This window comes from Mesorhizobium temperatum (genome assembly GCF_002284575.1).
Taxonomy (GTDB): domain Bacteria; phylum Pseudomonadota; class Alphaproteobacteria; order Rhizobiales; family Rhizobiaceae; genus Mesorhizobium; species Mesorhizobium temperatum.
Map to the genome: position 1 here is coordinate 183005 of NZ_NPKJ01000075.1, position 11516 is coordinate 194520.

Here is an 11516-nt window from a genome sequence, read left to right on the forward strand (position 1 = left end):
TCGCTTCCCTCATCGGGTCGCCGGCAGCACCAACCGCTCAAAGTGTCGATTGTGTCTGAGATGGAGCAACCCGCCAGACCTTGTTGCCGACGTCATCCGCCACCAGCAGGGCGCCGCTCCGGTCTATCGCTACCCCCACAGGACGGCCAAAAGCCTTGTTGTCCTCGCTGAGGAAGCCGGTGAGGATGTCTTGAGGCGGACCGGAGGGCCTGCCGCCGGTAAACGGTACGAAAATCACCTTGTAGCCGCTGTGCGGCTTGCGGTTCCACGAGCCATGCTGCCCGACGAAGGCGCCATTCCTGTATTGAGGACCGAACAGGTCGCCCGTGTTGAAGGTCAGGCCCAATGAAGCCGTGTGCGCCCCGAGCGCATAGTCCGGCTTGATCGCCTCGGCGACGAGGTCGGGCCGCTGCGGCTCGACGCGATCGTCGACATGCTGGCCAAAATAGCTGTAGGGCCAGCCGTAGAAGCCGCCATCCCGCACCGAAGTCATGTAGTCCGGCACGAGATCGCTGCCGATCTCGTCACGCTCATTGACGGCGACCCAGAGCTCGCCGCTTTCCGGATTCCAGGACAGGCCGTTCGGATTGCGCAGCCCGGAGGCGAAGAGACGCGTCTCTTTCGAGGCGAGATCGATTTCCAGCACGGCGGCGCGGTTCTCCTCTTCCTCCAAGCCGTTCTCGCCGACATTGGAATTGGATCCGACCGTCGCATAGAGCTTTGTCCCGTCCTGCGAGGCGGTCACGTCCTTGGTCCAGTGGTGGTTCCTCCCCGCAGGCAGGTCGACGATCTTCTCCGCCGGTGCGGTGATCTCGGTCGCGCCCTCCTGGTAGGGAAAGGCCACAATTGCATTGGCGTTGGCGACATAGAGCTTGCCGTTGAGCAGGGTCATGCCGAATGGCGAGAACAGCCCTGTGAGAAAGGCGGTTTTGGTTTCAGCCACCCCGTCGCCATCCTGATCGCGCAGCAGCGAAATGCGATTGGCGCTATGCGTTCCCGCGCCGGCCTGACTCTGGAAGAAATCTACGAAGAAGCGGCGTATGCTGAAGCCCTCGTCCGGCTTGGGCGGCGCATTGCTCTCGGCCACCAGCACGTCGCCGTTTGGCTGCACGTACAGCCAGCGCGGATGGTCGAGCCCGCCGGCAAACTCGTTGACCGCAAATCCCTGGGCCGCCGTCGGCTTCGTGCCCTGCGGCCACGGCGTGGCCTTGGCGACATGGACGGTCGGCAGCCAGGTCGGATTGGGCTCCGGCAGGGTCGGGTTGGGGCCATAGGTCTCCGCGATCGGAACTGTCGCCTCTTCGCGGGACAGGAAGAAGACGGCCCCGCCGGCGACGACAAGAAGAATGATCAGCACGAGAAGGGCGGTAAGCAAGTTTTTCACCAGCACCTCGGAAGTCGAATGAACGCAAACGCGCTTATCGCGTTCCGGTTGCGGATGGAGCGGCCGATAGGGAGAAGTAGGCCGCAAGCGCACGGACGTCGTCGTCTGTCAGGCCCTTCGCGGCATTGGCCATGAGATGGCCGAAGCGCGTTCCGCCACGCTTTCCCGCCCTGAACAGCCCAAGCTGCGCCTCGATATAGCGCTCCGGCTGGCCGGCAATGGAGGGATAGAGCGGGCTGCGGTCGTGTCTCCCGTGACAGCCGAGACAGGCAGGCACGCCGGCGTCCTTCACCCCTTTCTCGGCGATTTCCCTGCCGCGCCGCACAAGTGCGGGATCGCCCCCGACGCCGGGGTGCATCGTCGGCAGGGCGGCGAAATGCTTGGCCAGGTCCGGCCAGAACTGAGGCTTTGCCTCAGTTGCGGGCATGGTCATCAACCCGCTTGCCCGGGCTCCCTCGGCATAGGCACGCAGGCTTTCAAGGAGATAGGCCTCGCTCTGCCCGGCGAGAACGGGTATCGCGGGACCGCGCCCGAGCCCGTCCGCACCGTGGCAGCGGGCGCAATCCGCGAGCGCCTGCCTTAGGGCTCCGGCAGCGCCTGCAGGAGGCGCAAGCCTTTCTCCATAGGCGAGATCACGATAGATGGCTTCGTCCATCGACGGCAGTTCGCGTAGGAAGGCGACCATCGCCCAGACCTCGTCGTCGCGTTCCTGCGTCGGCCAAGCCGGCATGCCGGTAAAGCGCACGCCGTGCTTGACGATGCGGAAAAGCTCCGCGTCGGACCATTCGCCGACGGTCCCGGCAAGGTCAGGCGGCTGCGGCAGCATCCTCATGACGACAGGAGATCGCGGTTCGCCCGGCGCACCGTGACAGATGGCGCAGCCGCGCGCGAAATGTCCGGCGGCCGGCTGGATCGCATGGCGCGGCAGAGCTTCTGGAACGTCGACCGCCAGGGCATAGGTGCGCACAGCCGATCGCATGGCGAAATGGAGAAACCATTCCGTGATCTTCCAGTGGCCGCTTGAGGCACCGACATTGAAAAAGCCGATCCAGGCCGCCAGCACCACGACAAAGGGCAGAATGGCAAGCGCGATGGCGAGCTTCTTCCAGCTGATATGCATCAGACCGCCTTCCGCGGCGGGGTGGCGAGCATGCGCGCGAAAAGCGTCACGCCGCCAGCCAGGTAGACCGCGGCGCCGAGCAGAAGCATGATTACGCCGCCAAGCTCCTGATCCTGCTGGGCGGAAAGGGCGACGCCGAAGCAGCTTACCTCGCCCGTCCCATAAAGCGGCCTCGGGGTCAGCGCCAGCAGCGCGCCGAGCAAGGTCATATGCATGGACGTGAGAAGCAGGGCGAAAGCGCCGGCGGCATTGCTTGCGGTACCCGAGTCGCGGCGCGGCAGGCAGGCCAGCCACAAGAACAGCCCGGCGGCGAGGAACGTGGCCTGCTCGATGGCGGTGGCAAACAGCGAGCTTTGCGCCAGCGTCCGCAAGGCCGGCGCGTGCCAGGACCAGACGACGATGAGTTCGACGAGGGAGGCGGGAAGGGCGAGGGTGAACGCCCGGCTTGCATCTGGTGTCGGGCCGAGCGGGATCCCAATCGCCATCAGCGGCGCAGCGATCGCCACCACTCCCATATGCGCCATCATGTGCGCCGAGAACGAATCGCGCCAGGCGTCGTGCAGTGGTCCGAGCCAGACCAGGGCGAGGACGAAGAGGCCGAGGATCAGGCAGGCGCGTCTCACCGGATACACTCCGTCAGGAACAACGCGGGCATCGCGGTGAAGATCACGGCGATGAAGCTGAGACCCGAGAGCAGCAGCGTCGCAAAACCCTGGAACAGGGTCCGGTCCCGCCTCGTCGGATCATCATGCGGCGGATCGTCGGTGCCGAAGCCCCATTGCCGCCAAGCGAGCCATGCGGACAGCGCGATGAGTGAAAGGGCGATCACAGTGGCGGCGGCGATGCCCGCGCGCACAGCGCTGAAACTCAGCCCGACAAGCTCGGGCTTAGCGCAATAGATCGCCGCGCCTATGTAGCAAACGAGGAAATGCGCAACCCACACCACGGGCGCGGTAAACAGCGTCCAGAGCGTTTCGATCTCTTTCGGGATCAGCCGCATCTTCGCCTCACATCGCTGCCGGAAAGAGGCCAATGGTGACGAAGGTGATGACGGCGGTAATTAGCAGGAAATGCCAGTAGAGCACCACATTGCTTAGATCCATGTCATGCTTCGGCGTCAGTCGGCCGGCCAGCGAGCGTGCTAGGCAGTAGGCCTGCATGACCGTGCCGAGCGCCGCATGGGCGAGCACCCAGATCACGAGGATCCACACGATGGCGGGATAGACGTGGCGCGTCGGGTCCATGCCGGGAGACCACGGCGCGGCCAAGCCTGCGGCGGACGCGCCAACGGTCGTCAGCAGGGACAGCACCAGCAAGCCGCGCATAGCGGCCGTGGCGCCGCGCCTGTTGAACATGCGGGCCGCCACCATCAATCCCCACGCTGCAGCGAACAGGATGGCAGCCGCCAGCGACCAGGCTGCGTCAGGCCCGGCAATCCCCGCGGTGAAGTCGATATGGATCGTCCAGTAGAAGAAATAGCCGAAGACGAGGCTGGCGAAGGCCGTGCCGTCGCCCACCATGGTGATGAACATCGCCCACCAGCCGACCGAATCGGGGCCGGAGGCATAAAGCGGCAGGCTGAGCCCCAGACCGACATCCTTTTCCGGCTTCTCTGGGATTTCTCCGGTGCCCGTCCAGAGCCAGTAGATGACGGCGCAAAAGCAGGTGATTGCGGCCAGCGCCGTCGCGATCCACCAGTGGAAGGTAAGCGCGATGAAGGCGGCCCCGAGCGAGAGGGCCGAGACGATCGTGACATGGGACGTGCCGCCGACGCGCAGCACCTGGATGGGTTCGGCGTCGAGCACGGAGGTGACCAGACCTTCGCGCCATCCCTCTTCCGCGTCGGGCAGGTAATAGCGGCCGCCATTGACCTTGCGCGCAAGGTCCTTCTGGTCCCAGAGGGGGTAGCGGCTGCGCACGATGGGTATCGAGCGGACGCCCCAGTTCTCCTCCGGCTCGGAGATCCATTCCAGCGTGCCGGCGTTCCATGGGTTGAATTCGCCGCGCGGCTCCCTGTGCTTCGGCCTGAGCACGTCGAAGACGACCACCAGCACGCCGGCGGCGAAGATGAAGGCTCCGGCCGTCGAGATCAGGTTCAGCCAGTCCAAGCCGATTTCGGCCGGATAGGTGAAGACGCGCCGGGGCATGCCGCGCAGCCCGCTCAGATGCATCGGAAAGAAGGCGATGTTGAAGCCGCAGAACATCAGCCAGAAGGCGAGCCGCCCGAGACGGTCGGAGAGCTTCTTCGCGTCGATCAGCGGATAGTAGTAATAGAGCCCGGCCACGACCGGAAAAAGCATGCCTCCGATCAGCACATAATGGAGGTGCGCGACGACAAAATACGTGTCGTGCGCCTGCCAGTCGAAGGGTGCGAGCGCCACCATGACGCCCGTCAGCCCGCCGATGACGAAGATGGCCAGCCCTCCGGTGCCGAACAGCATCGGGGTCGAGAAAATCACCCGGCCGGCGAGCATGGTGGCGATGAAGACGAAGATCTGCACGCCCGTCGGGATCGCCACCGCCTCGGAGGCCGCCGAGAAGAAGGCCAGCGAGATCTGCGGCAGACCTGTCGCAAACATGTGGTGTACCCACAGGCCGAAAGAAAGGAATCCCGTTCCCACTGCCGCGAGCACGATCCAGGAATAACCGACGATCGGACGCTGGGAAAAAGTCGGCACGATCATCGCCATCAGCGCGATCGCCGGCAGGAAGATGATGTAGACTTCCGGATGGCCGAAGATCCAGAACAGATGCTGCCACAGCAGCGGGTCGCCGCCGCGCGCTGCGTCGAAGAACGGCCAATCGAACATCCGTTCCATCTCGAACAGGAGGTCGCCGGCGATCAGCGGCGGGAAGGCGAACAGGATCATTCCGGCAACGATCAGCAGGTACCAGGCGAAGAGCGGCATCAGGTTGATGCGCATGCCCGGCGCGCGGCATTTCATGATGCCGACGATGAGTTCGACGGCGGCCGCGATCGAGGCGACTTCGATGAAGGAAAGGCCGAGCAGCCAGATATCGGCGCCGATGCCGGAGAACTGCTTGTCGGTGGCGAGCGGCGGATACATGAACCAGCCTGCCGACGGCGCCGCATTGAAGAAGATCGAGCCGCAGACGAAGACACCGCCGAGGAGAAAGCTCCAAAAACTGAACGCCCCGAGGCGCGGGAACGGCATCTCTCGCGCGCCCAGCATCGGCGGCAGCAGGAAGATCGCGACCGCCTCGAAGATCGGCACCGCGAACAGGAACATCATCACCGTGCCATGCAGGGTGAACGCCTGGTTGAAGAAGTCGGCCGACAGGAAGTCGTTGTCGGGCACGGCGAGCTGCAGCCGCATGAGCAGCGCGAGCGCGCCGGCGAACAGCATGAAGGCGAAGGCCGCCGAGCCGTACCAGAGGCCGATCTGAAAATTGTTCACCGAGGTCCAGTAGCGCCAGCCGGCCGGATTGGCCCAGACGTCGCGCAGCCGCTCTTCCTGCGCCTTGTATTCCTCTCGCGAACGCTCCTTGATCGCAGCGCTCATTGCAGGCCTCTCAGCCAGGCGGCTATGGCGCGAATGTCGTCCGGCGGCAACATGTCGAAGGCCGGCATCCTGGAGCCGGGCTTGATCAGGTCGGGCCGGGCGATGAAGCGGGCGACGGCGTCTTCGGTGTTGGGCAGGATGCCGGCTCCGACGGTAACGCGGGAACCGAGATGCGAAAGATCCGGGCCGATCAGGCCGCGCGCATCGGTACCCGCGACGAAATGGCAGGACCCGCAGCCATGGCGCAGGAACAGCGCGCCGCCGCTCGCGCCGGCCCCTTCCGCGGGAATTGCCTGGGCGGCGAGCCAGGACCGGAATGCTTCGGGCTCCATCGCCACGGCCGAGAACGCCATCAGCGCGTGAGACGTGCCGCAATATTCCGTACAGGGCCCGCGGAAGATACCGGGTTTCGTGGCCATGAGCGAAAGCCTGTTGGTGCGGCCGGGGATCATGTCCATCTTGCCGCCGAGCGGTGGGATCCAGAAGGAATGGATCACATCGGCACTTTTCAGGCTCAATTCGACCCGCTCGCCGACCGGCAGCCTGATCTCGTTGGCGGAAGCGACCGGCGGCCGCTGAGATGGGCGGTAGACAACTTCCCACCAGAACTGCCTGCCGGTGACTTCAATCCGCAGGGCGGCGGAGCTCGCCTGGGCGAAGGGCCGAAGGCCAGGCATCAGCCACAGTGCATAGGCGAGCAGGGCACAAAGCGTGACCGAAGGGAAGACCACGCCGCCCCAAAGGATGATGCTGCTGGCAGATTTTTCGGCCAGCCTGCGGCGATTGAATAGGGCTGAATGAAGAAGCAGGCCGACCACGCCCAGCCAGATGACGGCGCCGCCGCTTAGCATTACCCAGAACAGTACGGCTATCTGCTGCGCTTCCTCTCCCGCGGGCTCAAGCACCGACCGGGCGCCGGGATAGCCGCTCGCGAGCAACAATGACGCAGCGGACAGGCTGAAGTGTTGACCCATTTCCAACCCCTCCGCCGTAAACCGGCGAGAGGGGCGGAAGGTTCCGGGCAACTGAGCCCTCGAACTAAAGCCGCATCCGCCGCTGCCCTTTGGGGCAATTTTTCAACGAGTGACGAAACAATTGCGCTCGATCCCCGTTTGCCCGTCATGGCAAGTGTTAGGGGCGAGTGTTGGGGTTGCCCATGCCAAAGGAGGCGACGATGAGCGCAACCGGCTTGGAAGTTTTTGACAAGACCCTGCAGACGACAAACATCTGGCTGGACGAGATCATGGCCGACCACGGGCCCGATAGGCGCGTTGCCTGGCATATGCTGGGAGCCGTTTTACGCACCTTGCGGGATTGGCTGCAGATCGAACTGGCTGCCAACTTGGGAGCGGGGCTGCCGCTTCTCGTGCGCGGAACCTACTATGATCGGTATCGGCCGCGTGATCTGCCGACCACCAGCCGTTCATTGGAGGATTTCCTGCAGCGCGTGGCCGAGGAGATGAAATCCACCCGACCCGTGAATCCCGAGGATGCGACGAGAACCGTGTTCAAAGTTCTCGCCAGGCATGTCGACCTCGGCCAGTCGGCCAAGGTGCGGGACGCGTTGCCGAAGCAGATCCAGGCGCTTTGGCCCGAAAGTGTTGGAGTTTAGCAGCAGCAAGACAAAAGTCGGGGCTGCCGATACGGTTCTCAGCTGCCTCCGCCCGGCCGGTCCTTTTCCTCGCGATACAGTCGCTCAGTGGCCCGATCGCTTTCTCTGCGCTCCGCAGGCCCACGACGGCGCCACGTGAGGAGTGCGTAAGCGATCACGATTGCCAGCAGTAGCGGGCCGCCAGCAACGACGATCAACCACATACTGTTCTCGAACATGGGACATCTCCTTTCCCTCGTTACCGAGAAGGAGCGAAACCGTTTCTCCCTTCTGGTGCAGGGGTGGACAGCGCAGTGTAGCTCTCTTCGCCGAATGACCTGCTGAGCGCAGGCGGCATGGTTCATTCCTCCAGAATAACAGCTTGTTCGCGACGGGCTGTTGCACTCGGCAAGCGCTGATGGAAGAATGGACATCCCTCGGAAACGTTCCATTGTGCGAGCCATTCGCTGGCTGACTTCCAGGCGTTCACGATATCTGTCTGGACCCCTAACATTAGGTCTCAGACGCACTACGTGATGATAGGGAACCACAAAGGCTTTCCGACAGTTGAATGAAGAGGCGACAGCAACCAGACCGGCCGGGGCGAGGAATATCATGGGCGAGAACCAGTCCGACGTCTTCGATCTGTTTTCGGAGATTTACACGAATGCGGCGCAGGAGGAGATAAGCATCCAGCAATATCTCCTTGCCTGCCGCGAGGATAAATCGATGTATGCCTCGGCGCCCGAACGGATGGTCGAGGCGATCGGCGAGCCCACCCTAGTCGACACCAGCATGGATGAGCGGCTCGGCCGCATTTTCGCGAACAGGACAATCAAGGTTTATCCCACCTTCTTCGAGTTTTATGGCATGGAGGACACGATCGAGCGCATAGCCGGCTATTTCCGCTATGCCTCGCAAGGGCTCGAGGAACGCAAGCAGATTCTCTATCTGCTCGGCCCCGTCGGCGGCGGCAAGTCCTCGCTCGCCGAACGGCTGAAGAAGCTGATGGAGCAGCGTCCGATCTATACGCTGAAGGTGGGCGACCAGATCAGCCCGGTTTTCGAATCGCCGCTCGGGCTTTTCAATCCTGATCGCATGGGCGACCTGTTAGAGGACAAATACGGCATCGCACGGCGCCGGCTGAACGGCCTGATCTCGCCGTGGGCGGCCAAGCGCCTCGATGAACTGTCCGGCGACATCTCCAAGTTCAGCGTCGTCAAGCTGATGCCTTCGCGGCTACGCCAGATCGGCATCGCCAAGACCGAGCCAGGCGATGAGAACAACCAGGACGTTTCGGCCCTGGTCGGCAAGGTCGACATAAGGCAACTCGAGCATTTCAGCCAATCCGATCCGGACGCCTATTCCTACAGCGGCGGCCTAAACCGGACCACGCAAGGGTTGCTTGAGTTCGTCGAGATGTTCAAGGCGCCGATCAAGGTCCTCCATCCGTTGCTGACCGCTACCCAGGAAGGCAGCTACAACGGTACGGAAAACTTCGGATCTTTCCCTTATCAGGGCATCGTCGTAGCCCATTCCAACGAGTCGGAATGGCTGCAGTTCAAGAACAACAAGAACAACGAGGCGTTCCTCGACCGTATCCTGGTGGTCAAGGTGCCGTACTGCCTGCAGGTCACCGAGGAAAGGCAGATCTACGAAAAGCTGCTGCGCGAAAGCGAGTTGGCTTCCAGTCCCTGTGCACCGGAGGTGCTGGACATTCTCAGCCGGTTCACCGTCTCGACCCGTCTGGCCGAGCACGACAATTCGCCGCTTTACACGAAGATGCGCGTTTATGACGGCGAGAACCTCAAGGACATAGATCCCAAGGCGAAGTCGGTTCAGGAATACCGCGATGCCGCCGGGGTCGACGAGGGCATGACCGGCGTCAGCACACGCTTTGCTTTTAAGATCCTGTCGCAGACATTCAACTACGACACCAAGGAAGTGGCCGCGGATCCTGTGCATCTGATGTACATTCTGGAGGAGGCTATCAAGCGCGAGCAGTTCCCGAAGGAAACGGAAGCCGCCTATCTCGACTTCATAAAGTCGGAGCTGGCGACGCGTTATGCCGAGTTCATCGGACACGAGATTCAGAAGGCCTATCTGGAATCCTACAGCGAATACGGCCAGAATCTGTTCGACCGCTACATCGCCTACGCCGATGCCTGGATCGAGGATCAGGACTACAAAGATCCCGATACCGGCCAGATCCTCAATCGCGAGGTGCTGGACAACGAACTGTCGCAAGTCGAAAAGCCGGCCGGCATTGCCAATCCCAAGGACTTCCGCAACGAGGTCGTGAAGTTCACGTTGCGCGCCCGGGCGAGGAACCATGGCCGCAACCCGTCATGGACAAGCTATGAAAAGCTGCGCGAAGTCATCGAGAAGCGGATGTTCGGCCAAGTCGAGGATCTGCTCCCGGTGATCAGCTTCGGCTCCAAGCAGGACAGCGTAACGGAGAAGCGGCATACCGAGTTCGTGCATCGGATGGTCGGACGCGGTTACACCGAACGTCAGGTCCGCCGGCTGGTGGACTGGTACATGCGGGTGAACAAGGCGGGCTGAGTCCAGCCGGGATGGTTCCATGCCGATCTTTGTCGACCGCCGACTGAACCCGAAGGACAAGAGCCTCGGCAACCGCCAGCGCTTCCTGAAGCGTGCGCGCGAAGAGCTGAAGCGAAGCATCCGGGAACGGATCCGTATCGGCAGGATCGCCGACGTGGATGCCGAGCATGCCGTCTCCATGCCGGCGAAGGGCACAGCCGAGCCGAGCTTCAGCGATGCGAAGGACAGCGGCAGGCGGCAGCACATCCTGCCGGGCAACAAGCATTTCGCTCCAGGCGACCGGGTTCCCAAGCCCGGCCAGGGCGGCGGCGGCTCGTCTCCGGGGAAAACGGTCTCGGAAGACGATTTTCGTTTCGTGCTCTCGCGCGAAGAGGTGCTCGACCTCTTTTTCGAGGATCTCGAACTTCCCGACATGGTCAAGCTCAACCTCAAGGAGATACTTGCCTTTAAGCCGCGCCGGGCCGGATTCGCCGCGACCGGTTCCCCGACCAATATCAATGTCGGGCGCACGATGCGACACAGCCATGGTCGCCGGATTGCGCTCAGGCGTCCTAGGCGCGAGGAACTTGATGCGATTGAGAAGGAACTCGCAATCCTGGAGGCAGAGCCCCAGAGCGCGGCGGCACACCAGCGCATTACAGCGTTGCGGGAAGAGCTTGAGCGACTTGAGCGCCGCCGCAAGCGGATCGCCTATGTCGACCCCGTCGACATCCGCTTCAACCGTTTCGACGCCCAGCCTGTGCCGAATGCCAATGCGGTCATGTTCTGTCTCATGGACGTATCCGGCTCGATGGGCGAACGCGAGAAGGATCTGGCCAAGCGCTTCTTCGTGCTGTTGCACCTCTTCCTGAAACGGCGCTACGACCGCACCGAAATCGTCTTCATCCGCCATACGCACGAGGCGCAGGAGGTGGACGAGGAGACCTTCTTCTACAATACCCAAAGCGGCGGTACGGTCGTTTCCACGGCACTCGAGGAGATGCATCGCATCATCGCGCAACGCTATCCCTCCAACGAGTGGAACATCTATGCCGCCCAGGCATCGGACGGCGACAATTTCGTAACCGATTCCGAGCGCTGCATCGGTCTCATGGACGGCCAGATCATGCGCCTGTGCCAGTATTTCGCCTATGTCGAGATCATTGACGAACGCGAGAGCCATATTTTCGGCAGCACCGACAATGGAACCTCGCTCTGGCGCGCCTACAGCGCTGTCAACCAGAGATGGCCGAATTTCCAGATGAGCCGTATCGCCAACGCAGCCGACATCTATCCGGTCTTTCGCCAGCTCTTTGCCAGGCAGCCGGCCTTCCAGAAAAGTGCCTGAGGGGG

General features: G+C 62.6%; 10 protein-coding genes. 3 read left to right on the forward strand and 7 right to left on the reverse strand.

Features of this window, described 5'->3' with window-relative positions:
- Window positions 1–37: 37 nt before the first annotated feature.
- From CIT26_RS32690 to coxB, 6 genes are all read right to left on the reverse strand, one after another.
- Complete coding sequence (locus tag CIT26_RS32690; RefSeq protein ID WP_245319657.1) at window positions 38–1312, reverse strand: PQQ-dependent sugar dehydrogenase; 1275 nt, start codon at window positions 1310–1312, stop codon at window positions 38–40.
- Between the two features lie 106 nt (window positions 1313–1418).
- Window positions 1419–2504: a c-type cytochrome gene (locus tag CIT26_RS32695; RefSeq protein ID WP_095496402.1), complete on the reverse strand. Its 1086-nt coding sequence runs from the start codon at window positions 2502–2504 to the stop codon at window positions 1419–1421.
- Entirely contained in the window at window positions 2504–3127 is a 624-nt protein-coding gene (locus CIT26_RS32700; protein WP_167391616.1) for a cytochrome c oxidase assembly protein, read from the reverse strand. Before CIT26_RS32700 ends, CIT26_RS32695 begins: the two co-directional genes overlap by 1 nt.
- Window positions 3124–3504, reverse strand: a complete 381-nt coding sequence (locus CIT26_RS32705; protein WP_095496404.1) for a hypothetical protein — start codon at window positions 3502–3504, stop codon at window positions 3124–3126. The genes CIT26_RS32700 and CIT26_RS32705 overlap by 4 nt, the downstream gene beginning before the upstream one ends.
- A 7-nt stretch (window positions 3505–3511) precedes the next feature.
- On the reverse strand, window positions 3512–6028 hold the full coding sequence (ctaD, locus tag CIT26_RS32710; protein ID WP_095496405.1) for a cytochrome c oxidase subunit I: 2517 nt from the start codon (window positions 6026–6028) through the stop codon (window positions 3512–3514).
- The gene (gene coxB, locus CIT26_RS32715; protein ID WP_095496406.1) at window positions 6025–7002 is read right to left on the reverse strand and encodes a cytochrome c oxidase subunit II; all 978 of its coding nucleotides are present in this window, start codon (window positions 7000–7002) and stop codon (window positions 6025–6027) included. The genes ctaD and coxB overlap by 4 nt, the downstream gene beginning before the upstream one ends.
- Window positions 7003–7202: 200 nt before the next feature.
- Between coxB and CIT26_RS32720 the strand changes: the two genes are divergently transcribed.
- Window positions 7203–7640 carry a DUF2267 domain-containing protein gene (locus CIT26_RS32720; RefSeq protein WP_095496548.1) on the forward strand — a complete coding sequence of 146 codons (438 nt, stop codon included), beginning with the start codon at window positions 7203–7205 and terminating at the stop codon, window positions 7638–7640.
- Window positions 7641–7678: 38 nt separating this feature from the next.
- Here the strand turns inward: CIT26_RS32720 and CIT26_RS32725 are convergent, their stop codons facing one another.
- The gene (locus CIT26_RS32725; protein ID WP_095496407.1) at window positions 7679–7858 is read right to left on the reverse strand and encodes a hypothetical protein; all 180 of its coding nucleotides are present in this window, start codon (window positions 7856–7858) and stop codon (window positions 7679–7681) included.
- A gap of 376 nt (window positions 7859–8234) precedes the next feature.
- Between CIT26_RS32725 and CIT26_RS32730 the strand changes: the two genes are divergently transcribed.
- Together CIT26_RS32730 and CIT26_RS32735 are read left to right on the forward strand one after the other, a co-directional pair.
- Window positions 8235–10184, forward strand: coding sequence for a PrkA family serine protein kinase (locus CIT26_RS32730; protein WP_095496408.1), 1950 nt, complete (start codon window positions 8235–8237; stop codon window positions 10182–10184).
- A 19-nt stretch (window positions 10185–10203) separates the two neighbouring features.
- Window positions 10204–11511, forward strand: coding sequence for a YeaH/YhbH family protein (locus CIT26_RS32735; RefSeq protein WP_095496409.1), 1308 nt, complete (start codon window positions 10204–10206; stop codon window positions 11509–11511).
- Window positions 11512–11516: the final 5 nt, after the last annotated feature.

Excerpts from the sequence above, each read along its gene's own strand:
- CIT26_RS32695 (WP_095496402.1), bottom strand. The coding sequence starts at position 2,504 with ATGCATATCAGCTGGAAGAAGCTCGCCATCGCGCTTGCCATTCTGCCC.
- CIT26_RS32705 (WP_095496404.1), bottom strand. The coding sequence starts at position 3,504 with ATGCGGCTGATCCCGAAAGAGATCGAAACGCTCTGGACGCTGTTTACC.
- ctaD (WP_095496405.1), bottom strand. The coding sequence starts at position 6,028 with ATGAGCGCTGCGATCAAGGAGCGTTCGCGAGAGGAATACAAGGCGCAG.
- coxB (WP_095496406.1), bottom strand. The coding sequence starts at position 7,002 with ATGGGTCAACACTTCAGCCTGTCCGCTGCGTCATTGTTGCTCGCGAGC.
- CIT26_RS32720 (WP_095496548.1), top strand. The coding sequence starts at position 7,203 with ATGAGCGCAACCGGCTTGGAAGTTTTTGACAAGACCCTGCAGACGACA.
- CIT26_RS32725 (WP_095496407.1), bottom strand. The coding sequence starts at position 7,858 with ATGTTCGAGAACAGTATGTGGTTGATCGTCGTTGCTGGCGGCCCGCTA.
- CIT26_RS32730 (WP_095496408.1), top strand. The coding sequence starts at position 8,235 with ATGGGCGAGAACCAGTCCGACGTCTTCGATCTGTTTTCGGAGATTTAC.
- CIT26_RS32735 (WP_095496409.1), top strand. The coding sequence starts at position 10,204 with ATGCCGATCTTTGTCGACCGCCGACTGAACCCGAAGGACAAGAGCCTC.